The organism is Enterococcus wangshanyuanii (assembly GCF_002197645.1).
Taxonomy (GTDB): Bacteria; Bacillota; Bacilli; order Lactobacillales; family Enterococcaceae; genus Enterococcus_L; species Enterococcus_L wangshanyuanii.
In genome coordinates, this window is the sequence record NZ_CP021874.1 from 2,964,861 (window position 1) to 2,989,406 (window position 24,546).

At 37.6% G+C, this 24,546-nt stretch carries 22 protein-coding genes; 19 read left to right on the plus strand and 3 right to left on the minus strand.

The genetic code is table 11. The features are described from left to right. Positions 1-76: 76 nt before the first annotated feature. The 8 genes from CC204_RS14785 (at position 77) to CC204_RS14820 (ending at position 10,574) form a co-directional block, all read left to right on the plus strand. Positions 77-598 carry a hypothetical protein gene (locus CC204_RS14785; protein WP_088270872.1) on the plus strand — a complete coding sequence of 174 codons (522 nt, stop codon included), beginning with the start codon at positions 77-79 and terminating at the stop codon, positions 596-598. An 18-nt stretch (positions 599-616) separates the two neighbouring features. Further along, positions 617-1,147 carry a hypothetical protein gene (locus CC204_RS14790; RefSeq protein WP_088270873.1) on the plus strand — a complete coding sequence of 177 codons (531 nt, stop codon included), beginning with the start codon at positions 617-619 and terminating at the stop codon, positions 1,145-1,147. A gap of 6 nt (positions 1,148-1,153) precedes the next feature. Continuing rightward, on the plus strand, positions 1,154-3,820 hold the full coding sequence (locus CC204_RS14795) for a hypothetical protein (protein ID WP_088270874.1): 2,667 nt from the start codon (positions 1,154-1,156) through the stop codon (positions 3,818-3,820). Positions 3,821-4,310: 490 nt separating this feature from the next. Next, entirely contained in the window at positions 4,311-5,543 is a 1,233-nt protein-coding gene (locus CC204_RS14800) for a metallophosphoesterase family protein (RefSeq protein WP_088270875.1), read from the plus strand. Next, a complete protein-coding gene (locus CC204_RS14805; RefSeq protein WP_088270876.1) occupies positions 5,540-8,236 on the plus strand; it encodes an ATP-binding protein in 2,697 nt (898 codons plus the stop codon). The genes CC204_RS14800 and CC204_RS14805 overlap by 4 nt, the downstream gene beginning before the upstream one ends. Positions 8,237-8,238: 2 nt before the next feature. Continuing rightward, positions 8,239-9,183: a 3'-5' exoribonuclease YhaM family protein gene (locus tag CC204_RS14810; RefSeq protein ID WP_088270877.1), complete on the plus strand. Its 945-nt coding sequence runs from the start codon at positions 8,239-8,241 to the stop codon at positions 9,181-9,183. 20 nt (positions 9,184-9,203) lie between these two features. Continuing rightward, on the plus strand, positions 9,204-9,665 hold the full coding sequence (locus CC204_RS14815; RefSeq protein WP_088270878.1) for an ASCH domain-containing protein: 462 nt from the start codon (positions 9,204-9,206) through the stop codon (positions 9,663-9,665). Between the two features lie 54 nt (positions 9,666-9,719). Then, a complete protein-coding gene (locus tag CC204_RS14820; RefSeq protein WP_088270879.1) occupies positions 9,720-10,574 on the plus strand; it encodes a PhzF family phenazine biosynthesis protein in 855 nt (284 codons plus the stop codon). A gap of 44 nt (positions 10,575-10,618) precedes the next feature. Here CC204_RS14820 and CC204_RS14825 read toward each other — a convergent pair whose 3' ends face one another. The 3 genes from CC204_RS14825 to CC204_RS14835 all read right to left on the minus strand — a co-directional run bounded on the left by CC204_RS14825 (position 10,619) and on the right by CC204_RS14835 (position 12,758). Next, positions 10,619-11,656, minus strand: coding sequence for a peptidylprolyl isomerase (locus tag CC204_RS14825; RefSeq protein WP_088270880.1), 1,038 nt, complete (start codon positions 11,654-11,656; stop codon positions 10,619-10,621). Positions 11,657-11,993: 337 nt separating this feature from the next. Continuing rightward, positions 11,994-12,329, minus strand: coding sequence for a YtxH domain-containing protein (locus CC204_RS14830; protein ID WP_088270881.1), 336 nt, complete (start codon positions 12,327-12,329; stop codon positions 11,994-11,996). Then, positions 12,330-12,758 (minus strand): HIT family protein, encoded by a 429-nt coding sequence (locus CC204_RS14835; RefSeq protein WP_088270882.1) that lies wholly within the window; start codon positions 12,756-12,758, stop codon positions 12,330-12,332. A gap of 135 nt (positions 12,759-12,893) precedes the next feature. On the opposite strand from CC204_RS14835, the gene CC204_RS14840 reads away from it, so the two are divergent. From CC204_RS14840 to CC204_RS14890, 11 genes are all read left to right on the plus strand, one after another. Further along, positions 12,894-13,631 carry an ABC transporter ATP-binding protein gene (locus CC204_RS14840; RefSeq protein WP_088270883.1) on the plus strand — a complete coding sequence of 246 codons (738 nt, stop codon included), beginning with the start codon at positions 12,894-12,896 and terminating at the stop codon, positions 13,629-13,631. A 1-nt stretch (position 13,632) separates the two neighbouring features. Further along, positions 13,633-14,850, plus strand: coding sequence for an ABC transporter permease (locus tag CC204_RS14845; protein WP_088270884.1), 1,218 nt, complete (start codon positions 13,633-13,635; stop codon positions 14,848-14,850). Positions 14,851-14,852: 2 nt separating this feature from the next. Beyond that, a complete protein-coding gene (dat, locus tag CC204_RS14850; protein ID WP_088270885.1) occupies positions 14,853-15,713 on the plus strand; it encodes a D-amino-acid transaminase in 861 nt (286 codons plus the stop codon). Positions 15,714-16,253: 540 nt separating this feature from the next. After that, positions 16,254-17,033, plus strand: coding sequence for a phosphotransferase family protein (locus tag CC204_RS14855; protein WP_088270886.1), 780 nt, complete (start codon positions 16,254-16,256; stop codon positions 17,031-17,033). Positions 17,034-17,157: 124 nt separating this feature from the next. Beyond that, the gene (gene trmB / locus CC204_RS14860; protein WP_088270887.1) at positions 17,158-17,793 is read left to right on the plus strand and encodes a tRNA (guanosine(46)-N7)-methyltransferase TrmB; all 636 of its coding nucleotides are present in this window, start codon (positions 17,158-17,160) and stop codon (positions 17,791-17,793) included. Positions 17,794-18,056: 263 nt separating this feature from the next. Further along, positions 18,057-18,878, plus strand: coding sequence for a PRD domain-containing protein (locus CC204_RS14865; RefSeq protein WP_088271736.1), 822 nt, complete (start codon positions 18,057-18,059; stop codon positions 18,876-18,878). Between the two features lie 125 nt (positions 18,879-19,003). Further along, positions 19,004-19,774 carry a chitin disaccharide deacetylase gene (gene chbG, locus CC204_RS14870; RefSeq protein ID WP_088270888.1) on the plus strand — a complete coding sequence of 257 codons (771 nt, stop codon included), beginning with the start codon at positions 19,004-19,006 and terminating at the stop codon, positions 19,772-19,774. A gap of 210 nt (positions 19,775-19,984) precedes the next feature. After that, positions 19,985-21,409, plus strand: coding sequence for a PTS transporter subunit EIIC (locus CC204_RS14875; protein WP_088270889.1), 1,425 nt, complete (start codon positions 19,985-19,987; stop codon positions 21,407-21,409). Between the two features lie 9 nt (positions 21,410-21,418). Next, the gene (locus tag CC204_RS14880; protein ID WP_088270890.1) at positions 21,419-22,747 is read left to right on the plus strand and encodes a family 4 glycosyl hydrolase; all 1,329 of its coding nucleotides are present in this window, start codon (positions 21,419-21,421) and stop codon (positions 22,745-22,747) included. Between the two features lie 14 nt (positions 22,748-22,761). Further along, positions 22,762-23,220, plus strand: coding sequence for a PTS sugar transporter subunit IIA (locus tag CC204_RS14885; protein ID WP_088270891.1), 459 nt, complete (start codon positions 22,762-22,764; stop codon positions 23,218-23,220). A gap of 255 nt (positions 23,221-23,475) precedes the next feature. Continuing rightward, complete coding sequence (locus tag CC204_RS14890; protein WP_088270892.1) at positions 23,476-24,333, plus strand: GRP family sugar transporter; 858 nt, start codon at positions 23,476-23,478, stop codon at positions 24,331-24,333. Positions 24,334-24,546 lie beyond the last annotated feature (213 nt).

The following is a 24,546-nucleotide window of genomic DNA, read 5'->3' on the forward strand; positions in this document are numbered from 1 at the left end:
TCACTCGTTAAATGAGTGAAGTTATGTTGTTTCGGTTGTTGGTTATTTTAAGTTATATAGAATAGAGGTGTTACGATTGAAAAGAAAATATTCAGGAATCGCAGTATTAGTATTTTCTCTGCAGTTCTTTTTTCCAACAGCACAAGCCTTAGCTAAAAGTGAAAGTGTCACAGTATACTATTATAATACGAAAGATATTGCAGATCCAGACAAGCCAACGAATCCGGAATATGTGATATCTGTCCCCTCAGAGTTGAATTTTACAAAAGAAAAACGTCGTATTGATGCGACTGTTTCAATGAATAACTTAAAGGGAGGGCGATATACAGGTACGAAAACAGCAAAGGTCACAGTTACATCAAAAAACAAATATGCACTGGCGCACACAGATAATTTTGCTGAAATTTCTTATAGTTTGATTAAGTATGACGCATCAAATGTTGGAAGTACAATAACAACAACTCAGTCAGAGATAGGGGTTTTTGATAAGACAAATCCTATCGTTAAGTCAGAAGCAATATTAGGGGCTACAACTGTAGCTAAGAAAAATATGGGGACCTATACAGATGTTTTAACCTACACAGTCAAAAACTTATAAAGTTATTGGAGATAGTAAATGAAAAAAATAAAGAAAAATAGAAAAAGGACGAAACGACAATCGTCAGTTGATAAATATAAGATTTACGGTAGTATTGTTGCATTCTTGCTTTGTATAGGAGTACTTTTATTTTTCTTTCTATCACAAAAAAGTGAGGAAACTTATGCGATTGATGGTTCAGCGGTTGATTATAAGACAACTATTGAGAAACCAGCTGATTTAGGAACAAATATGATTACTTTTCCAGCCTATGGAGAAATGAGCCTTCATCAAGGGACAGATCAGTTGCCGATAGCATTGGTAAACCCCGAGTTTAATAAGGCGTTGATCCAGTTTATTGTGATCTTGGACGATCGTGAAGTTCCATTACTAACGACTGGATTAGTTGAATCGGGTAAAGCTGTTTTAGGTGTACCATTACCAGAAAATCTGAAAGCAGGCAAACATGAGATTCATTTGGAGATGCTTGGGTATACAAAGTCAAAAACACCGACACGCTTATCTGGGACTAAGACATCATTTACCCTAATGATTGTTGAAAAGGAGTAGGTTACTTTGAAAAGGATTGGAAAAAAGTTAAAGAAAAGAAAAGCAACGATAATTGCTGTACTTCTTACTCTTGGACTTAGCTGGATTTTACCTCAGGTAAGTGAAGGGAAAGCTGAAGCAGCTGTTGAAAATAAATCATCTGTCAATCTTGGAATAGACGAAGAAAAAAAGCAGTTTGTAATGACAGCCACTCAAAGACTTGGTGTAACAGAGACAAGCGAAATCTCTGAACCAGTCAAACTTACTCTGTCATTTAATGGTTATGAGCCAAAAGATGTTAAGTCTTTTGAAGAAAAGCTTAAAATTATGAACCAAAAAGACCAAGAGTATCCAATAGGTAAAGGAATCAGCAAAAAAGTAGCTGGTCCTGAATCAATAGAAGTAACTCTTGAAAAAATTTTTTTAGAGTCAATTGTTTATTCAAAGGAACAAGCGATTAAATTCGCTTTGACAGATGACTTGACAAATCGAGTAAGTGAGGCAGAGAACATTTCTGTTCAAATCGATAATTCACTTACAAAAGAACAAAGTAGAGCAACAACTAATATTCCTCAGGTGCAAGAGGAACCGCAGAAAAGAATAATTGGCCCTATGCCGCATGCTGCTGATTTGGGAGACATGCATTGGTTTGCAGATCGTTATGGGACAGGAACGAACACGGCAGTTCCCAAAGCACTAGTAGTAACGGAAGATGGAGATATTGATACTGATTGGCCTGAATCTGACGTTGTATTACCTACAGTTAGAGACAAAATGGCTACGCTGTCTACTTCTGCAGGTAAAGGTGCTAATGTTATGATAAACTATGTTAAAGTATCCTACGACGGTGGAAAGACATTTGTAAAGCCAGAGCTAGAGGGCTTTTTTCAAATGGCATATCTTTGGCGAAAAGTGGGAGATACTCCTCCCATTGTGATAGTTGAAAATGTAGGGATGTTTGAAGGGAAAGAGGTTATTGCAAAAATGACCTATCCTAAATTGCCGCTTGTTGATACGGATTTGTATATATACGCTACTAATGCTAGTGAAGTGTTGAAGGTGGGATCAAGCCAAGGTAAAGGGAGCCCGGATTATAAAATGAGGTTCGACTTTTTTACACGTAATCAGACAGTAGAAGACAATCCTAACAATCCTGAAAAGTGGAAGATGGATTCTTTGCCAGCGGATGCAAAATTATTGCTTCCAGTAAAATTCCCTAGATTAGGGATTCAGTATCCCCCGGGGTCTAATCCTTTGACACAAGATACGCTACAACTTGAAGTGGGGGATCAGTCAGATAGTATGTTCCAGGGACTGATAACATCTTTTAATTATACAGATTATTACGGTCAGACACCTACAAAAAAAGATTTTTATATACGAACTTTCCCGACAGATCCAAATGGCTATCAAGTAGATTTGCGACATTATAGTGGGAAACCCAGTGATGGGAAAAAAGAAGCCCAGTTTAATCTAATCTATCAAGGATCAAGTATAGAATTTTCAAAAGGTAGGAATGAAACAGACCATGTAGAATTTTATTTTTTCAATCGGGATGCAAGAATTTTTATTGAGCGAGGAGTTCCAGCACCAAATGTTAATGAAATTACGGATAGGACTGGTTTTGGCGTATTAAGTACGATTACGCAAACACTACCTGTTCAGCCCGTATCTAATTTATACAAGGATGTTGCCATTAATTTTACGGTCAACGGGCTTGAAAGAGCGCTGGAGAGAGACGATATTAAATTGATGGATGAAGATGGTGTTGAAGTAAGCGCTACTAGAGCAGAAGTGACCTTTACTTATAAGGGAAACAACAATTATGAAGTGAAATTGACGGATAAATTTATTAAGAAAATCGTAAAGGCTTCTGGCGATAAAGATTACAATTTTGTTATTGGTTTTAATAAAAGAAATATAAAAATGACGACTGCTAGTGAAGCAGAAATGATGAACTATTTCAATCACACTACAAAACGGTTTGAATTACCCTTTACAGAGGTATATAATATTGCCTCCCCTGGATCAGAGTCTAAAGTTGGTTTAGAAGAAATTAAATCTGAAAGTAGCAACGGTGTTAGTCCGATCCAAGTTAATCCGCCGACAGGTAAGGCTAAGGTAGGAATGACTATTTCCAAAGGCAAAGAGGTTACTGACATAGTAGCAAGCGACTTTGTTACTAATATAGCGCTAGGGACACCGTTAGCTTTTGATTCAGTAGATGCTGTGATAGAAGATGATCCTAGCCTGGACTTTGAGACCTTAGGACCTAAAAGTTTTAATGTTATTCTAAAAAGTCATAAAACAGGTGTTGAAAGTAAGCCAATCAAAGTAAATGTAACGGTTGTATACAATCCCATAGAGTTTGTTGGTGTTACCAAAGAAATCAAAATGAAAAGGACAAATAACGTGGTTAGTGGGGAGGGGGAAGTTTACTATTCTGGCTCAGAATCAACAAGAATCAAAGTTGAGACAGCCCCTATCTTTGAATTGTATAGTGAGGAAACGGCTGAACCTGTAACGTTAAGGGTCTATAAAAAAGGGGATAAGGCTTTGGGAGCGGATGGCGTATTAACCATTCTAAGTGATACTGATTTTTTAGATGTGTTTAGTGTGAAGGCCCCCCAAGATAAATTTGAAAAAGTGGATATTTACAAAGGGAGTATGAACTTTGTGTTTACAGTTCAGTAATAAGCAACATTTTTGTGGAAAATAAGCTGTTACAGCTAAAACAATTTGTGAACAGGGAGAAAATAAGTTTAATAAATATTTCTGGAATTACAAAGTTAAGTTAATCCAATTTTTGTTGATTGTTCTAATCTGAAATATAGTTATATTGATGGTACCCATAGATGCTCAAATCATGAAAACGAGACTGTACCTGTTCCTGTCATTTATTTGGTTATGAAGAGTCATGTCCCAAGCTTGTACTTTTTATTGTGATAGTAGGAAAGAATTAGACAGATTAGATATGACCTGAGAGAATTAAAAGTGATGAAATGACTAATTGAATAAATTAAGACAAAGAAACTGAAAGTTAGCTTTACTGTTAACTTTCAGTTTCTTTGTTTTGCAAAATGGAAAAATGAAAAACGAACAAATTTTCGTATGTTTTTACTGACCGATTCTTGATAAAATGATATGATGAAAGAAATGACTTTAGAAGAAGGAGGAGAAGCAAATGAAAGTCTTACATACAGCAGATTTGCATCTGGATCGATCTTTTGAAGGATTAAGAAATATACCCAAATCACTCGCTGAAAGTCTGCAAAAGGCCAACCAAGAGGCTGTGACGTCGATTGTTGATATAGCAATCAAAAATCAAGTTGATTTAGTGATTTTCGCTGGAGATACATTTCATCAAAGTCGGACATCGATCCGTACACAAGCCTTTTTTATAGACGAAATGAAACGGCTGGAACAAGCAAAGATACCTGTTGTCTTATCATTTGGTAATCATGATTACTATGTTTCTGAACGCTACTGGTTTGAATTTCCTGATAATCTGCTTCTTTTTCAAAAAGAGCAAGTCGAGACCCATTATTTAATGACAAAAGATCAAGAGAAGGTTGCAATTTCTGGTTTTAGCTATCAACATTCATGGATCAATGAACATAAATTATCTGAATTCCCTACAAAAGATGTCAATGCTGATCTTCATATCGGTATTTATCACGGGGATATACAGAGCAATGGTCAGCAAAGCTATGCACCATTTTCATTTAGTGAAATGAAAGCAAAAGGCTATGACTATTGGGCGTTAGGCCATATTCATCAGCCGCAAGTGGTCAGTGCAGACCCTTTGATCGTCTACCCAGGAACACCACAAGGACATACAAAAAAAGAGCGGAACTTACAAGGGGTCGCCATTATTTCCATAGCTTCTGGACATGCAACGGTGCGTTTTGAACCTGTCGCACAAGTAGTTTGGCAAGTAGAATCTTATTCCTTAAAGCAGGTAGCGAGTCTGCAAGAAGCATTGACTGTCATCACGGATCATCTTGTAAACGGCAATAAGGAACAAGGACAGCTATTATTAAAAGAGCTTCAATTGACGGACACGGAGCATCTCGGAGATGAATTTCAACGTTCTTATGCAAATGGCGAATTACTCTCTTACCTGCAAACCACAGTGATGAGCCAAACTACCCAAGAAACATTTCTATTTCAGATCAAACTTGTAAAGAATAGTGATGAGCAAAAAACATTGATCACAGCCGATCCACAACTACTAGAGCAGCTGGAAAAAAACTATTTGCAAACTGAGATCTTTTCAAATACTTTACAGGAACTACTCAAAAATCCATTATTCACTTCTGTTGTTACAACTGATAGTGAATGGCGTGAACGCAGCATTGAACAAGCTGATCAGCGGATCAAAGAAGATTTTGTTATTCAGGAGGATCAGTCATGAAACTCATTGCAATAGAAATTGTCGGATTTGGCAAATGGCAGCAACAAAAAATTGAATTTTTACCTAATAATCAACTACTCTTTGGAGCGAATGAAGCAGGAAAGTCAACCATCTATCAATTCATTCAAGCGATGCTGTTTGGTTTTCCACCTAAAGGAAAACGTAAAAAGGATTATCAGCCTAAGAATGGTGGAGCATATGGCGGACGTCTCTGGTTTTCTCATCCAGTTCATGGAGAAGTACAGGTAGAACGTTTTAAAGGTCAAAATAAAGGACAAGCGAAAGTCTATTTCAATGATCGAATGGGTGATGAAGCTGTCTTAAAAAAGTTGCTTCACCCGTTAAGCAAAGAATTATTTCAGTCTGTCTTTTCTATTCAGCAAGAGCAGTTGGGACAGCTGGATAAACTTACGGAAGAAGAGTTGCAGACATCGTTGTTATCTTTAGGTTTGTCGGGTAGTCAACAACTCCTAGTTCGCAGAGATGAATATTTTAAAATGTCTCAAACGGTCTATAAAGGAAAAGGCAGTCAGCCTCCGTTGAATCAAAAGCTTATGCAGTATCAAGAATTACAGCAAAGAATCAACGATAAGGAGCAGCAGGAACGACCGTTTCAAGAAATAGTCACATCATTAGCTAACACTGAACAACAAATTTCAGAACAATATTTATTGATTCAGCAAATAAAAGATGAATTGACCTTAGTGGAAAAGCAGGTCATGAATTTACCTTTGTATGAAGAATTGCAATCGATCGATGAGTTAAGTGAAGCGCCCGTTATTAATCTGGAAGATCAAGAAAAGTTGTTATCACTATATCAGCAGCATCGTTTTTTATATGAAGAATTGATTCGTTTAAATCAAAACCTAGCTGTTCAAAGTGATCACGGAGACCAGCAAGAAGAATACCAGTTTTATCTTGAAGAAGAAGAAAATATCAAGCGATTGTTGAATCAACGCTATGCGATCGACAAGTTGCTTTCTGAAATTCAGTGGATGACTCAAAACTTGGAACAAAATCAAAAAGAAATGCAGCCTTTAGAAAGACAGTGGGGTTGGTCCAAACAAAATCCGCCTCAGTTTGCCCTAGACGAGCAAGAAGTCAACGAATTGCGGGAATCGATCGTTGAACGAACGGTCAAACTACAGAATACTCAGACCGATTTACACTTATTAGAAGAAGAGATTGCTACGCGGGAAGAAAACCTAAGTACTTTTGAAACAGTCAATAAGAATATGTTTCAAAAAGGAAGGCAAAGCAAAGGCAAAAGTGTCAATCTAGCCTTTTGTCTTCTTGGGGCAGCTCTTTTGATCCTTAGTTTCTTTTTTTCAGCACCGCTTAGATATGTAGGTGTGGGAATCAGCGTTGTAGCTATACTTATCGGTGTGGCACCGCTTTTTTATCAGCCAACAGAGGCCTATAAAAATGAAAAACGGCAGTGGCAAGAAAAACTTTCCCAACTAGACTATTTAAATGATCAGCTATTAAAACTGAAAGCTGATATGAAAAAAATACACGAAGAAGAACGTGAACTAGCAAATTTCATTGCAGAAAAAGTAGAAGAAAATCATTTAGGTCGAATGGATCAAGTAGAATTTTGGCTGAATCATCGGAGTGATATCACGCGGTACTTGATTTTGATCAATACAAACGAAGAATTGGAACAGCAGTTATTGGAAGATCAAAAGCGTATGGCAGAAATCGCCCAAGAAACTGAACGTTTTACAGCAAGATTGCCGATTTCAGGAACGCCATTAGCACAACGTATCCAAATCATCAGTCGATTTGTTGATCAAATGGAAAAAATCCGTTTTGAACAAGAGTATCAAGCAGATGCATACACAAGACAGACGATCCGTGAGGTCAAAGAAAAACAGCAGCAAATCGATGAACAGCTTACACCATTGCTGCATCGTTTTCAAATTGATTCGATCAATCGAATACCCGATAAGTTGAAAAGCTATCAAAATACGACGACAAATAAAAAAAGAAAAAAAGAGTTGCAATCAATGTTGGCAGGTTTATATACTGACACAACAGTGATAAAAGAACTTCCAGTAAGTAGGCAGAATTTAGCTAAAAAAGTAAAAGAGGCTGAAGAACAGCTGTTACAATTGCAAAAAATAGAGCAAAAGTTACTTTATCAACGAAAACAAATGCTGTCAGACGGCACTTTAGATGAATTGTATCAAGAACAAGCAGCTTTGAAAGCAGAAGTTGAGGAACTCGCATTAGAATGGTCAGGCTATCAGTTAGCAGGTCAATTATTGATGGATCTGTTAACAGAATTATCAGAAAAACAATTACCCAATTTATTGAATAAAATCGCAGAGTATATTCAACTTTTGACAGAACAGGCCTACCAGTCGATTCAATTAGAAGCAGAGCAATTGATCGTGATTCGCCAAGATCATCAGCGATTTTTACTGCATGAATTATCGACGGGAACAAAGGATCAGGTGATCATGGCGGTTCGCTTTGCTTTCTTATACTTACAAAAGCATCGAAGTTTGTGCCCGATAATGATCGATGACGGTTGGCTGCATTACGACAGTCAACGGAAAAAACAGTTGGCGGAACTTTTTGCGCTTTTTTCTGAACAACAGCAGGTCATCTGTTTTTCTTCCGATAAAGAAATGGTAAGCTATTACCAAGAGTTAAAACAACCGATTATTGAACTAAAAGGAGTGTAAGTATGAAAAAAATTCGCGAATTAACTGTAGATGAAACATTTGAATTATTTTTGTTGATCAAAAATGCAGATGTCCGTATGGCTAAGAATGGAAAAAAATTTATTGCGTTCACTTTCCAAGATACTTCAGGTACGATCGATGGAAAATATTGGGATGCTTCTGAGGAAGAAATCAGTCGCTATACTGCTGGACATGTGGTTCTTTTGAACGGTAAAAGAGAAGTTTACCAAGGCAATCCTCAAGTAAAAATCATTCATATGCGCTTAGCGCGTCCGGAAGAACCAAATGAACCGACTTTATATATGGAAAGAGCCCCCTTAAAACGTGAAGATATGGTAGAGGAGATCAATCAAACGATTTTTGAAATCACCAATGCTCATTGGCAGCGGATCGTTCGTTATCTGTTGACGCAATACCAAAAAGAATTTTTTGATTTTCCAGCTGCCAAACGAAATCATCATGCATTTGCCAATGGCTTGGCTTATCACACAGTCTCTATGTTGCGATTAGGAAAAGCGATTTGTAAGGAGTATAACGAATTGAATGCCGCTTTACTTTATTCTGGGATCATCTTACATGATCTTGGTAAAGTAAAAGAATTATCTGGCGCGATGGCGACTGAATACACGATTGCCGGCAATTTGATCGGACATTTGGTTTTAGTTGATGAAGAAATCACAAAGGCATGTATTGCACTGAAGATCGATGAAAATGATGAAGATGTGATCGTGTTACGTCATATGGTTTTAGCACATCACGGCTTATTAGAGTATGGTTCACCAGTCAGACCGCGCATCATGGAAGCAGAAGTTTTGCATCAAATCGACAATATCGATGCATCGATTCAAATGATGTTAGGCTCGATTCGCCAAACGGAGCCTGGGGAATATACCGATCGGATTTTTGGTTTAGATAACCGTAGTTTCTATGTACCTAAAAATATATAAGTAAAGTGAGTGAGAAAAAAATGAATCGATCAGCACTTGACTTGTGGACACAATTTAAAGAAGATCACAAGATTTCACATGATCATTATGATGTCTGGGCCTTTGGCAATTCTCCCCAGATGGCAGATGAACTGTTGACGCTTGTTCTTCAAGGTGAGAAAACGGGGACTTCTTCTTTGAAATTATTATATGAGTTGGAACCGGAAGGAGAACAAATACCAGAAGTTGGCTGTTATAGCGTGCTTCTTGATGGAAAGGATCAAGCACAGGCTATTATCTGTACAAAAGTTGTTGACGTGCTTCCTTTTTCACAGATAACCGAGGTACATGGCTATTTGGAAGGAGAAGGCGAGCGGAATCTGAGCTATTGGCGCAAGGTTCACAGACCCTTTTTTGAGCAGGAACTAAATGAGCGTGACTTGCCGTTTTCAGAAGACTTGTTGATTGTTTATGAGCTTTTTGAAGTGGTGTATAAGAGATAAACAAGAATAGATTAGCGCTTCTCTTGGACTAGAGATTAGGAAGGTAGGTATCTCATGGACATAACTGTTTATGTTGTAAACGGATTTAGTAAGGATCATAAAGGCGGGAATAAGGCAGGAGTCGTACTGATGAAAAAGCCATTGACTACTTATCAAAAAATGGCTATAGCCAAACAGCTAGGGTATGCTGAAACTGCATTTATATCCGAATCTGAACGAGCCGATTATAAATTTGAGTATTTTACACCAAAAGAAGAGGTTGATCTATGTGGTCATGCCACGATTGGCTCTTTTGCGATATTAAAGTATTTAAATAAAATTTTTAAAAATCGTTATACAATTGAGACGAATAGTGGCGTTCTTGCCATAACTATAGAGGATGAGACCATATTTATGGAACAAACTAATCCGGTATTTTATGAGACTCTATCATCAGAAGAACTCACTGAGTGTTTTGATATTGACATGTTAGATCATGCTTATCCGATTCAAATTGTGTCTACGGGATTAAAAGATATTTTGATTCCTATCAAAAGTGAAGCAGAATTGCATGCGCTACAACCAAATTTTGAAAAAATCAAAGCACTTAGTGCATCGTATCAAGTTGTTGGGATGCATCTATATGCGTTTAATGATGATCGAATAACATGTAGAAATTTTGCGCCATTGTACGATATCAATGAAGAGGCTGCAACAGGAACGTCAAATGGAGCACTTGCCTGTTATTTGTATACAATGCATGGGTTAAAAAAAGACGTTTATGTATTTGAGCAAGGCTATTCTTTACATTCACCTTCCGAAATACTAGTTAAACTAAAAACGAATAGTAAGAATGAAATAGAAAAGGTATATGTTGGCGGTAAGGGTGATTACTGTGAAACGAAGCTTTTAACTGTAGAAAATGACTAATAAAAAAAGGAGCGGGATGTTTATCCGCTCCTTTTCTATTTTGATTATTTAGAAGAGTCTTCAGTTTTGCTTGATGATTCTTCTGTTTTAGATGAATCACTTGATTTAGAATCTTTTTCTTTAGAAGAAGATTCTTTTGCTTCAGATTCTTTTGTAGAAGATTCGCTTGATTTAGAAGAATCTTCAGTTTGGATCAATCCAGCTAAAATATCTTTGAATGCATCATCTTTGATTTTAACGTTAGCTTCAGTTAAAACATCAGAAGTTACTTTTTGAACGAATTCTTGATCGTTTTCTTTATTTGTTTCAGCAATTTTCTTCAACTCTTTTTTATAAGGAGCCATGTCGTTGCCTTTTTCTTTGTTTTTCACCATTTTTACGATGTAGAAAGAGGATTGGTAAGTTGTTGCATCTGTTGTTTGGATCGGTTCAGATACTGTACCATCTTTTAGTTTGAAGGCAGCTTCTTTTACTTGTTCTGGAACAGTTGCTGATTGTGAATCAAATTTAATTTTTCCACCATCTTCTTTTGTTGCTGTATCTGTTGATTTTTCTTTAGCGATTTTTGCAAAGTCACCGCCGTCATCTAATTGTTTTTTGATGTCTTTTGCTTCATCTTCAGTAGCTACTTGAATTACTTGTGCTTCTACTTCTGGGTGGAAAGTTTCCCAAGCTGCTTTTAAATCTTCATCAGTGATCTTGATGTGTGCTTTGATCCCAGCTTGGTAAGCTAAGTTTTGTTTGATTAATTGTTTGTAGCTCTTTTCTGTGTAGCCAGCTTGTTTTAATTGATCTTCTAAGTTTGCACCTTGATCTTTAGCATTTTTCTTAGCTTCATCATATTTGGCTTGTACTTCTTTGTCAGAAACGTCTTTGCCATATTTTTCTTCAAAGACTTTGAAGATGATCATGTTACGAACATCTTGTTGACTTTGTTGGCTTGTTTTCACTTGGTTGTAGAAATCATCGACAGTGATTGTAGCACCTTTCATTGTAGCGATTTCTTTTGATCCGCCTGAGCATGCTGCTAGTGCAAAAACACTGAACAAGCCCGCTGCGGCTAAAATTAATTTTTTCTTCATTTTTCTAGCACTCCTAAGTTTATTTTATTTTTTATTATGTAGAAATTAATTCTCACGGTTATTACTATACCACACTATGTTTCATAAAAGAAATATTGAATTGTTAGTTTCAAGAAATTTTCGAATTTAAGACACATTTTCCTCGATAAATAGGATTATTTTCGACATTTTAGTGGTTTAAACAGACGAAAAGAGCAATTGCAAAAAAATGCTAAATCATATAAATAGAAAATGAATCAAAATTAAACGATGATTAAATTAAAGAAAAAGAGAATGAAATCAGCGAGGTTAGAACAAAAGTACCCAGCTCTTTTTCATTCTCTTTTGATTAATCAACTTATTCAGGAATCTCAGGTAATTCGTCCTGGATTTTTTCGATTTGTTCTTGAATTTGCTCAATCCGAGGATCTGTTTGGAATTTAAAATTTTCGATATCTTGGTTAATACCTTCAATGAATGGTTCAATATAAATTTCAGCTGTCGCCTGTAAGGCTTGAGCAGATTCTTTAAATTGATCAAGTTTATCAGAGAAGTCTTCTCTTAAGTCTGACCATTCATCTAATTCATCGACAAATTTTTGGCGGGTCGCTTTTCCGCTTCGTGGCGCAAAAAGTAAACCGCTGGCAGCACCAACGATGGCACCAAAGAATAACCCTTTAGAAAATTTACTCATTTATGCTTCCTCCTGTTGTCTGATTTTATCAGCGATTTCCTGCATTTCTTCAGCTGTATACTTTCCTTGATTATTACCAAAGTGAATCGAAAAATCATCTGTTTCTTCATAACGTGGAATCAAGTGGATATGGGAATGAAAAACAGATTGATAAGCTAATTCCTTATTATTATTGATAATGTTTAATCCTTGCATCTCAGGAAACGCTTTTTCGATGGCACGGGCAACGATCGGCACACGGGCAAACACTTCTCCGGCAAGTGTCGGTTCATAGTCGAAAATATCTGTCACATGCTCTTTAGGAACAAGTAAGGTATGTCCTTTAGTTACTTGGGTAATGTCTAAAAATGCGTAGACTTTGTCGTCCTCATACACTTTATAACTAGGAATTTCCTGATCGATGATCTTGCAAAAAATACAATCTGTCATGGGGTCCCTTCTTTCTTTAAACTCTTTCTTTTACTTTACCACAACTTGAATTTCAATTGGGAGTAAAAGTTCATGAAACCTTCAAAAAGTTCGTGGTATAATAGATTCACGATAAAATTTAGTTGGAGGTACCACATGAGTTTAGTAATTGAACACTTAACAGGCGGCTACGGTCATATTCCTGTTTTAAAAGATATTAATTTTGAAGTAAAGTCTGGTGAAATGGTCGGCTTGATCGGATTGAATGGTGCAGGGAAAAGTACAACGATCAAAAATGTGATCGGCTTATTGACGCCACAAAAGGGAAAAATTTCGATCGATGGCGAAACGTTGAAACAACAGCCTGAAAGCTATCGTAAAAAAATTGGTTATATTCCAGAAACGCCTTCTTTATATGAAGAATTAACCTTAAGAGAGCATATCGAAATCACTGCGATGGCTTATGATATCCCAATCGAAGAAGCATTTAAACGGGCAGATGGATTATTGAAAACTTTTCGACTTGAGAATAAGTTGGATTGGTTTCCGGCGAATTTTTCAAAAGGGATGAAGCAAAAAGTCATGGTTTTATGTGCATTTTTGATTCAGCCAAGTCTATATATCATTGATGAACCATTTTTAGGGCTTGATCCATTGGCTATCCACGCGTTGTTAGAGTTGATGGATAATATGCGTAAGCAGGGAGCGGGGATTTTGATGTCTACTCATATTCTTGCGACAGCTGAACGTTACTGTGATCGCTTTGTTGTCTTGCATGATGGTGAGGTTCGAGCAGTCGGTTCAATGGAAGAACTTCGTAAAGAATTTGATTTACCAGATTCATCTTTAGATGATATTTATATCGCACTAACAAAAGAAGAAAAGGTGGGGTAGTATGTCTGGATTTTTTGGCATTCGTTTGACACGCCACTTGAAAAAAATGATGAAGTATATGCGTTATGTGTTCAATGATCACTTTATCTTGGTTTGTGTCTTTTTGTTAGGCGGATTAGGCTTTTATTACTCTCAGGTGCTGAAAACCTTGCCCGCAAATTTCATCTGGGGCAGACCGATCGTGCTGATTTTTTGGCTAATGTTACTGCAGATCGGTAGAATCGCAACGCTGGCTGAAGAAGCAGATAAGGTTTTTATCTTAACGAAAGAACCTGAAATGAACAGCTATTTGAATCGTGCGATGCGTTATTCATTTTGGTTGCCGTTAGTCGTCTTAGGATTGATGAGCGGGATGTCGATGCCATTAGTTGTTGTGTCGACAGGTTGGGCTTTTTCTACCTTTGCTTACTTTTTAGTGATGCTTGGAATACTAAAGGCTAGTCACTTACGCCTGCAAAAGTATGAGCTTTATCAAATTTCTACTAATGAGCGTCATCAATGGTTTGCTCTATGGTTTGTGACCAGTTTGGTAGCTGTTGGTCTGAGCTTGTATCTAATGCCTTTAGCAGGACCCATCGCAGCGTTCATTCAGTTTATTTGTTTCTATTATATTTTAGGGAAAAAAGAGCAGCAGGTATCATTGGATTGGGAAAAAATGATCCAGCTGGAAAAAAATCGGATGCACCGGATCTATCAGTTCATCCATTTGTTCACAGATGTACCGGAAATTTCCAGCAGTGTCAAACGTCGGAAATTTTTGGATCCGTTTTTGGCAAAAATCAAAAAGACGACTCAAAATACGTACCTGTATTTATATGCTCGCAGCTTTTTGCGAGGCTCTGAATATAGCGGCTTATTTGTCCGATTGGTTTTAGTTTGCGGTGTGATCCTCTTTTTCCTTAAAGAGTTTTGGATTTCTATGGGCGTCTCAGTATTATTTATCTATCTGATCGGCTTTCAGCTGATCCCGATTTATACGCAATTTGATTATATGGTGATGACGCAGTTGTATCCAGTGCCAAATGAACAGAAAAAACAAGCGGTCAGCCGTTTGGTCACGGTTTTACTTTTTGCTGCAGCTGTATTATTTAGTGTATTTGTCTTGATTGCGTTGCCGGATATCAAAGAAGGATTGATGATTATTGCAGCGTTAGTAGTGGAAGTTGTATTATTCGCTAAGTTTTATGTTCCTTATCGTCTGAAGAAAATGGAGGCTTAAACATGCATATTTTGTGGAATGATCAAATCGTTGAACGTAATGAAGTGAAAATCGATATAGAAGACCGAGGCTATCAATATGGTGATGGACTTTATGAAGTCGTTCGTGTATATAATGGACATTTGTTTATGTTGGAAGAGCATTTAAATCGCTTGTGGGAAGGCGCAGAAAAAATTCGTATGACTCTACCCTTTACGAAAGAAGAGCTGGCAGCAAATTTACAAAAGTTAGTGGTACTTGAAGGGATTCCAGAAGGAAAGCTTTATTTTCAAGTCACTCGCGGGATCGATGCCCCAAGAAATCATGCGTTGCCTGATCCTAAAAAGGTCAAAGGGGTCTTAACTGCCAACATCACTGCTTGTGAACGTCCAGTGAAAAAAATGGAGGATGGGATCACTGTAGCGGTTGTTCCTGATACACGTTGGTTGCATTGTGATATTAAATCATTGAGTTTGATGGGAAATATTTTATCTTTAGATGAAGCAAGACGTCAAGGATTCGATGATGCTGTGCTTGTTCGTGATGATAAAGTTACAGAAGCATCAGCAGCGAATTTTTGGGCAGTCAAAGATGGAACAGTTTATACGCATCCAGATGGAAATTTGATTTTACCGGGAATTACAAAACGGAAAATTTTAGAATTGGCACAAGAATTAAATATTCCTGTCAAAGAAGAAGCGATTTTTAAAGAAGAATTATTCACAGCAGACGAATGTTTCGTTTCCGGATCAGTGACAGAAATTGTACCAGTCGTAAAAATCAACGAGCATATCGTTGGTTCTGGCAAACCAGGGGAAATCACGAAACGGTTAATAAATGCCTATATTGCAAGTGTCGATCAAGCATGTGCTGTATCAGAATAGAGAAAGAAACCGAAAGAACAAGAGAGATGCTTGACGTGAGGTGCTATGGAAGCTAAAATGATAAGTATTGTAAACAATGAACGATAGACATAAGGCTTTCATATGAGTGTTGATCATTTGCTGAGAAACACAGTGAATGAAGTGAACTGATGTAGAACAGTACAAGACTTTCGAAAGAAAGAGTTGATCATTTATATTATCCAGCTGTACAGGCTAGCTCTTCGGAAAAAAGATAAAAATGAATGATGGCAAAAAGCACCATCTTTCATTTTTCCTATTTTTCAGTCGAGACTAAACGGGCTCATTCCGCTTTTGCTGAGAAACACAGTGAATGAAGTGAACTGATGTAGAGCAGTACAAGACTTTCGAAGAAAGTGTTGATCATTTTTTATTATCTAGCTGCACAAATCAATCCTTCGGAAAATAGATAAATTGCCAGTGAAACAAGAAGCGTTTCAATGTCAATTTCCTAATTTTCTACAGGATTAAGCGATTTGTTCCGCTTTTATTTAAATCGTGTTAAGATAGGAGATAATTTCCATGGCATTTCAGTTGGATAAGGAATGGCGTTTGCAGCCGATAAAGGGTGCAACTGGCCAAACTTTTATGGGCATACGTGCGACTGAACGAGTATTCATCAAACGAAATACGTCTCCTCTTTTGGCCGCTTTATCTAAAGAAGGAATCGCGCCGAAGCTGGTTTGGACCAAGCGGACAGTGACGGGAGACATTTTGACCGCACAGGAATGGCTGGATGGTCAGGTTTTGCGTGCTCAGGAAATCGGTCAAAGGAACGATGTCGTTGATGTGCTTTATCATTTGCATCATTCACACATGCTAAAGAAGATGTTAGGAAAAATCGGCGGGCAAGTGCAAACTCCTGCGATGCTGCTTCAAGCTTATGGTGAGAGGCTGCCGGCTGAACTGCAAAAAAATACGTATCTTGAGCGAGTATACCATCATTTACAACAAACGATTCCAAATTATTCTATTCATAACTACATGGTTGTTCATGGAGACGTGAATCATCGAAATTGGATCGTGTCTAAAAATTATTTATATTTGGTCGATTGGGATTCCGTTATGGTCGCAGATCCGGCCTTGGATTTAGGGATGTTATTGGGGCATTATGTGCCGCGGGCGAGCTGGAATAAGTGGCTCTTGTCATACGGTATGCATCCGACCGAAGAAAATTTGACCAGAATCAAATGGTATGCGTTATTTAATTTTCTTCAAGAGATTTTGCGTCATTATCAATCTGGAGAGAAACGGGAAATGAATGCAGAGATTTTAAAATTGAAGCAAGCTTTTGGATATTAATGAAATTGATGAGATAGAATCAATTTATCGTTCTATTGATTTGAAATAGTAGAGGGCAGTGCAAAACCAACATGTTTTGTCCTACCCTCTTAAAATTTGAGATAAAGAAAGGGTAAACAGAACTATGCGTATGAGAAAAAGAGCAGGAGCTGCTGAATTGTTAGCCAGTCATCCTGAATTAGTCGTTGATAAACCGGAAAAATGGCAAGAACGTTTTGGAAATGAACATCCGATTCATATCGAAATCGGTTCCGGCAAAGGACAATTTGTTGTAGGAATGGCTAAGGCACATCCTGAAATCAATTATATTGGGATCGATATGCAATTAAGTGTTCTTTCAATTGCTTTAGATAAGGCTTTGGAAGAGGATTTGCCTAATCTGCAGCTGCTTCACGTTGATGGAAAAGCATTGTCTGAGTATTTTGCTGAAAACGAAATCGACCAAATCTATTTGAATTTTTCTGATCCGTGGCCAAAAACGCGTCATGAAAAGCGCCGTTTGACGTTTAAAACCTTTTTAGAGACAGATGAAACCATTTTGAAGCCTAATGGGGAAATCCATTTTAAAACAGATAACCGAGGACTATTTGAATATTCATTATGTAGTTTCTCTAAATACGGTATGATTTTAGAACAGGTTTGGCTGGATCTACATGCTAGCGATTACGAAGGAAATATCATGACGGAGTATGAGGAAAAATTCTCTGCAAAAGGGCAGCCGATTTATCGTGTAGAAGCGAGATTTCAGTCTAATCAATAAAAAAATGCAAAAATAGCGTTTGACACCGGTTTCACACTGTGGTATATTTTAACCATAAAACACAGGGTGTAACTATTAAATTAGGCACGACCTAAGGAAAAGTCATTTTTCTTAGGTCGTTTTTGCGTAAAAAAGTTACGTTATTTTGTCTGTTTTTAACTCGAGTTTGTTAGAAATAAACGAAAAGGAGTGATCAGAAAATTTAGCGGATTTCAGTAGTAAAAAGTCACTTAGCCTTTTTGGAGAAGGGATTGTTAATGAAAATGCATATCGTGAAAAAGATCAACCACAATGTTGTTTTAGTGGAGGATCACGGGGTAGAAAAAATTGCTATGGGAAAAGGGATCGGCTTTTCAGCTGTTGTAAATGAGGTATTTGATGAGTCATCAGCCGATAAAATCTTTGTGTTAGACTCAAAGGAAAAAACTAAAATGTTCAGTGAGATGGCTGCACAAATTCCATTGGAGTTTATTGAGTTTTCAGAAGAAATCATTCATTTTATTCAATCAAAGATTCAGGCATCATTAGACTCAAATATTTATATTGCATTAACGGATCATATTTATTTTGCGATCCAGCGACAAAGGGAAGACAGTCAAGTAACAGCGATCATGCTTCCGGAGATGAAGCTGCTTTATCCAGAAGAATATTCAACTGCGGTCGAAGTAGTCGAGTTGATCAATCAGCGCTATAATACGGAACTGGGAGCAAATGAAGTCGGATTTATCACGATGCATATCATCAATGCGGAATTAGGGGAGCGAAATAGTTTAAATAGCCTGAAGATTTTAGAAATGACGGCTACTATTTTGCAAATGTTAGAAAAAGAGTATTTTGGGGTATTAGATAAAGAATCACTCACTTATCATCGGTTGATGATTCATGTGAAATTTTTAGTGAAGCGTTTGATCTATCAAGAAAAGGTGCCTGATGAGGATTTTTCATTTTTTAATCCATCATTTCAAGAAAGCGCGCCGTATAAAGTAGCAAAATTCATTACAAGTAAGATCGAAGAAACGTATCAAATCGTTATTCAGGAAAATGAAACAGTGTATTTAGCGGTACATTTAGCGAGAATTAAATAAAACAACAATTAGGGTGTTACTATTCGGTAGGCGTAACCTAATGAGAGAGTATTCAGTTTTGTGCTGGAGTTCTTTTATTAGGCTGCGTCTTTTTTGTTGTCGATAGGAAAGGAAAGAGGAAGAAAATGGGAAAAGTAATTATCAACTCAGATGATTTTGGCTACAGCCGCGGTGTGAATTATGGGATTATCGATGCCTATCGTGAAGGAATCTTGACTTCAACGACACTAATGGCGAATATGCCAGGATTTGAACAGGCGGTCCAGTTGAAAAAAGAAAATCCAGATTTAGGTGTGGGGGTTCATTTGACCTTGACTTGTGGAAGACCATTATTAAAAAATGTTGATACATTAACCGACGATCAAGGGGATTTTAAGAAATTAGGCTTTTATGAACAGCCTTTTGCAATCGATTTGGATGAGCTGTATCAAGAATGGAATAGTCAAATCCAAAAGGTATATCGTTCAGGTATCGTACCCACACATTTAGATAGTCATCATCACACACATACATTTGGACAAAATCAAGAGGTCGTCGTTGCTTTGGCAAAAAAATATGATTTACCCGTTCGCGGAAATTTTCAAGAAAAAGAACAGGTGCGTCATGTTGATTACTTTGAACGATTCTTTGATGATGTCGGCGTAGATGAGCCGAATGAACGTCAAATAACTCAAACGATCGATGAATATCTGACAGAGTTACTGACAAAATTGAGGTCAATTGAAACAACTGAAATCATGTGTCACACAGCTTATATCGATCAGGAATTATATCAAGGATCAGGTTTTGTCTTTCCGAGAATCAATCAGGTAGAATTTTTGATTCATTCAGAATTTGCGAGGATAGTGAAACAGGATAAGGAGATAGAGTTAGTGACATATCGGGAGATTTGCTGAGAATCACAACAAAACTAGTTGAGTTGATGATGAACAGTACAAGACTTTCGTAAGAAAGTGTTGATCATTTACGTTATCCAGCTGCACAGGCTAGCCTTTCGGGAAAAAGATAAAAATAGAGTGAGGCAGAAAGCGCCTCAATCGATTTTTCCTATTTTCCTGTCAAGGCTGAGCGAGCCTGTTCCGCTTTTAATTTAAGGAGGAGTTATCATGTCGAGTTTTAAAGCGAATATTCAAAAGTTGGGAAGAGCGATGTTACTTCCTGTTGCTGCAATGCCGTTGGCGGGTTTGATCATGCGTTTATCTGCGGATGATATGCTGAATATTCCGGTGATCGGTGCTGCCGGGAATGCTGTTTTTGGGAATTTAGACATTTTGTTTGCTATTGGTGTGACCATTGGGTTTGCGAAGACGAAGGATAAAGGGATTCCAGCTTTGACTGGATTTCTAGCAATTGCAACGTTGAAAAAAGGATTGGAGATCATGAATCCGGCTGTAAGCATGGGGATTTTTGGCGGGATCATTTCTGGGCTGGTTGCTGCTTGGACTTATAATCGTTTCAAAAATCAAAAGTTACCAATGGTGTTTTCTTACTTTGCCGGTGAAAAGTTTCCATTAACGATGGTCATGATTTTACAAACGATCACTGCAGTAGTTTTCGGTTTTATCTGGCCGATCATCCAAACGGGAATCGATAGTTTCGCAAAGTTATTAGTAGATATGGGCGCATTTGGAGTCGGTATTTTTATGTTCCTGAATCGATTGCTGATTCCATTTGGGCTACATCATGTTTTGAATACTTATGTTTACTACGATCTAGGAAGCTATACTTCACCAAGCGGGGAAGTTTTCCGCGGGGAAATGACTCGTTTTATCAATGGGGATCCGCAAGCGGGCTTGTTCTTATCTGGATTTTTCGTGGTCATGATGTTTGGTATACCAGCAATTTGTTTAGCAATTTATCGTGCTGCGTTCAAAGAAAATAAAGAAATGGTCAAAGGGATCATGGGTAGTGGTGCTGCAACATCATTTATCGCAAATATCACAGAACCGGTTGAGTTCAGCTTCATGTTCATTTCGCCAATGCTTTATGTCGTTCATGCATTCTTTGCTGGATTAGCAGGTTTTGTCTGTTACTTATTCAATATTCGAATTGGGTTTACTTTCGGTGCATGTATTGTCGATTATCTAATCAATTTTAGGATCGCTACAAATGCGATTTTGATTCTGCCAATTGGACTCGTTTTCTTCGCACTATATTATTTTACGTTCTATTACTTGATCAAAAAACGCAATATTCCAACCTTGGGTAGAGAAGTTGCGACGGAGTTTGGAACAGAAACAATAGAAGAAGAGGAAAAAGAACTGACGTTAGCAAGTAAAAACTATGAATATATGGCGAAAAAACTATTGGATGCTTTTGGCGGCGCAGGAAATATTGCGGATGCTTATAGCTGCAATACACGTTTGAGAGTAGAGGTTTTAGATAGTTCTGTAGTGAACGAGCAACGCATCAAACAGCTTGGTGTTAGTGGGATCATCAAACCGACGGAGAAAAATTATCAGGTGATCGTCGGATTGGAAGTAACGTACATCATGGCTGAATTTGATAAATTAATAGAAAATCAAGGATAGGTGAAGACAATGACAAAAAAACAAATCATTACAATAGCAGGCGGCGGCAGCACATATACACCAGGAATTATTCAGGCCGTTTTGAATAATGCCGATCGTTTACCGATTGCCGAAATTCGTTTATATGATATCGATAAAAAAAGAAATGATGACATGTATTTGATCATTGATTTCATGCTGAAAAAAGATGGCTACGATCAAGTAAAACTATCATCAACAGAAGACCCAAAAACAGCATTTACGGGCTGTGACTTTATTTTCTCTCAAATTCGTGTCGGCGGAATGAAAATGCGGGAGCAAGATGAAAAAATCGCTTTGAAGTATGACTTAGTTGGTCAAGAAACTTGTGGCTTAGGCGGTTTTGCTTATGGGATGCGTTCAATGAGCGGGTTACTTGAAATCGTTGGATACGTTCAGGAATTTGCTCCAGATGCTTGGATTTTGAATTATACGAATCCTGAATCAATCGTTTCAGAAGCCGTTCGTCGTACTTATCCAACCGCAAAAATGATCAATGCATGCGATATGACGATTTCAATTGAAGAAACGATCGCTGTCAACTATGGTTACGATCGGAAAAATTGGATCCCTAGCTACTATGGTTTAAATCACTTCGGTTGGTACACATCGATTTATGATAAATCTTTAGGCCGTGATGTGATGCCGGAAATCATCGAGAAACTGACAACACAGGAAATGGCAGTAGCTGATTTCAATGAAGGGGATAAGACTTGGCAAGAAGCATTCAGTATGATGTCTGTGATCACTAGAAATTTCCCTACGCATATTCCAAACAACTATTTAGAATATTATTTATATCCAGATATGGTCGTTGAGCATGCGGATAAGAATTATACACGAGCTAATATGGTCATGGATGGACGAGAAAAAAATACACGTGAAATGGCGCAAAAAATTCGTGATGGTTTGACAGAGGATGTCTTGAACTTCAACTTTGGCGAGCATGGTCAATATATCGTTGATATGGCAACCTCATTGCTGAATGACGAACGTCGTCGCTTCATGCTGATCGTACCAAATCAAGGAGCGATCCCTAATTTAAGAGCGGATGCGGTAGTAGAGGTACCAGCTTATGTGGGCGCTACGGGCGTTGAACCGATTTCTTTAAGACAACCGATTAATGATTTCCATAAAGGCTTGATGGAAGCGCAAGTCGCAGCGGAAAAATTATTAGTGGATGCTTACTTTGAAGGCTCTTATCAAAAAGCGCTGCAAGCTTTCACTTTAAATCAAACAGTACCGAATGCCCGAGTAGCGAAGTTAGTACTAGATGAAATGATCGAGGCAAATAAAGAGTACTGGCCGACATTGGCATAAAGGCTAGGTGAAAAATGAGACTTTTTAAAAAGAAACGGGTTCTAAAAGCTGTAGCAAACGGGCAATTAATTCCTTTAGAAGAAGTGAACGATGCTGTTTTTTCACAGAAAATGATGGGTATTGGCTTTGCGATCATCAATCATTCAGGTCAAGTGTATTCGCCAGTTTCGGGAAAGATTTTAAGTATTTTTCCAACACTTCATGCAATTACACTGGAAAGTGAAGCTGGAGATACATTGCTGATCCATATGGGATTGGAAACGGTCGATTTAAAAGGAGCTCCTTTTTCGCTACTTGCAGCAGAAGGCGAGACAGTTGAATGCGGACAAAAGCTGGCGGAAATGAATCTAGCAATGCTGAAGGATGAAAGGAAAGATTCCGTTGTGATTGTCGTCTTACCCGAAGCGGCTAAAGGTGATATGATCAAGGACCGAAAACAAGTTTCTATTGAAGATGATGTATTCAAACTTTGATCGAGTGAATTGAAGTAGAGGACTGGAACATAATTCTACAAGTTACGATCTATCCCTTTAAAAAGGATAAACGGTGGAAGCAGAAGTAACTCCTTCAGAAATAAGCTGAAATTGCTGTAAAACACAACGAAGAATGCGTTGATGCTTTCTCGTCAAAGACTCGTCGCAGATAAACAGTGTTGCACAGTACCTACTTGGTTCTCGGAGTTGAACACTTCTGTCCCAACCTCTCTTTGTAATTAAAAGGAGAACTATATGTATTTATTTTATTTTTTGCCCGCACTTGGCTGGGGCTTTATGCCGGTGATTGCTTCTTTAACGAAAGCTAAACCAATCAATCAATTGATAGGAACCACGATGATGGCTTTAGTAAGCGGGTTATTTGTTTTATTCTTTATGCAACCGGAGTTGACAATACCGCTATTTATTGTCACTTTTTTATCCGGCTGTTTATGGGCAGTCGGCCAATATTTACAATTTCACTCCTTTCAAATGATGCCTGTGTCTGAAGCGATGCCGATTTCAAATGGAACACAATTGATAGGAACAACCTTAGTTGCGGTGGTCTTTTTTCAAGAATGGCAGGGAGTGACGGCGTTTATTATCGGCGGTTTAGGGATTGGTTTGATTATCTTAGGGATTATCTGCACCTCTTTTACTAAAGGGCAGAAGCAACAGAAATCACTAGGCGATTTTAAAAAAGGGGTATACTTTTTACTTCTTTCATCAAGTGCCTTAGTATTATATGTTACGTTGCCACAATTTTTTTCGATTTCAGGAACAGCGGTCATTTTTCCGCAAGCGGTGGGAATGTTTACAACCTCACTAGTATTTGGGTGGCTGGAAAAAACAAAGATTGAACCTGTAGCAATCATGAGAAATTGGGCAACAGGAATTGCTTGGAGTATTGCAAATGTCAGCTTGTTTTTAGTCATTCCGCTGATTGGTGTTGCGAAAAGCTTTACTTTCTCTCAGCTAGCGGTACTTGTCTCAATCTTCGGCGGACTTTACTTTTTAAAGGTAGAAAAGACCAAGAAAGAACTAGGGCAAATCATTTGTGGAGCGCTTTTGATTGCTGTAGGAATCATGCTTGTTGGATCGATCAAGCAATAATCATTGAAAGAGATTAGGACAGTAGTTCTAATCTCTTCTTTTTTTTACAAAAAATAAAGCAGGTACCTACATATTTTTATTGACATTTAAAACAGGTACCTTTATAATTTGTTTTTGTAAGGTACCTGTTTTAAATTCAACTAATCGATTAAAAGAAATAAAACATAGGAGATGATGAGATGTTAGCTTGTTTATTTTTATTTTATGATTTTT

Bases quoted from the DNA above. Each gene is read 5' to 3' on its own strand.
- chbG (WP_088270888.1), top strand. From the start codon at position 19,004: ATGGGAAAAGTAATTATCAACTCAGATGATTTTGGCTACAGCCGCGGT.
- dat (WP_088270885.1), top strand. From the start codon at position 14,853: ATGCATATTTTGTGGAATGATCAAATCGTTGAACGTAATGAAGTGAAA.
- CC204_RS14800 (WP_088270875.1), top strand. From the start codon at position 4,311: ATGAAAGTCTTACATACAGCAGATTTGCATCTGGATCGATCTTTTGAA.
- CC204_RS14805 (WP_088270876.1), top strand. From the start codon at position 5,540: ATGAAACTCATTGCAATAGAAATTGTCGGATTTGGCAAATGGCAGCAA.
- CC204_RS14825 (WP_088270880.1), bottom strand. From the start codon at position 11,656: ATGAAGAAAAAATTAATTTTAGCCGCAGCGGGCTTGTTCAGTGTTTTT.
- CC204_RS14845 (WP_088270884.1), top strand. From the start codon at position 13,633: ATGTCTGGATTTTTTGGCATTCGTTTGACACGCCACTTGAAAAAAATG.
- CC204_RS14890 (WP_088270892.1), top strand. From the start codon at position 23,476: ATGTATTTATTTTATTTTTTGCCCGCACTTGGCTGGGGCTTTATGCCG.
- CC204_RS14790 (WP_088270873.1), top strand. From the start codon at position 617: ATGAAAAAAATAAAGAAAAATAGAAAAAGGACGAAACGACAATCGTCA.
- trmB (WP_088270887.1), top strand. From the start codon at position 17,158: ATGCGTATGAGAAAAAGAGCAGGAGCTGCTGAATTGTTAGCCAGTCAT.
- CC204_RS14830 (WP_088270881.1), bottom strand. From the start codon at position 12,329: ATGAGTAAATTTTCTAAAGGGTTATTCTTTGGTGCCATCGTTGGTGCT.
- CC204_RS14815 (WP_088270878.1), top strand. From the start codon at position 9,204: ATGAATCGATCAGCACTTGACTTGTGGACACAATTTAAAGAAGATCAC.
- CC204_RS14885 (WP_088270891.1), top strand. From the start codon at position 22,762: ATGAGACTTTTTAAAAAGAAACGGGTTCTAAAAGCTGTAGCAAACGGG.
- CC204_RS14875 (WP_088270889.1), top strand. From the start codon at position 19,985: ATGTCGAGTTTTAAAGCGAATATTCAAAAGTTGGGAAGAGCGATGTTA.
- CC204_RS14865 (WP_088271736.1), top strand. From the start codon at position 18,057: ATGCATATCGTGAAAAAGATCAACCACAATGTTGTTTTAGTGGAGGAT.
- CC204_RS14810 (WP_088270877.1), top strand. From the start codon at position 8,239: ATGAAAAAAATTCGCGAATTAACTGTAGATGAAACATTTGAATTATTT.
- CC204_RS14820 (WP_088270879.1), top strand. From the start codon at position 9,720: ATGGACATAACTGTTTATGTTGTAAACGGATTTAGTAAGGATCATAAA.
- CC204_RS14840 (WP_088270883.1), top strand. From the start codon at position 12,894: ATGAGTTTAGTAATTGAACACTTAACAGGCGGCTACGGTCATATTCCT.
- CC204_RS14880 (WP_088270890.1), top strand. From the start codon at position 21,419: ATGACAAAAAAACAAATCATTACAATAGCAGGCGGCGGCAGCACATAT.
- CC204_RS14835 (WP_088270882.1), bottom strand. From the start codon at position 12,758: ATGACAGATTGTATTTTTTGCAAGATCATCGATCAGGAAATTCCTAGT.
- CC204_RS14855 (WP_088270886.1), top strand. From the start codon at position 16,254: ATGGCATTTCAGTTGGATAAGGAATGGCGTTTGCAGCCGATAAAGGGT.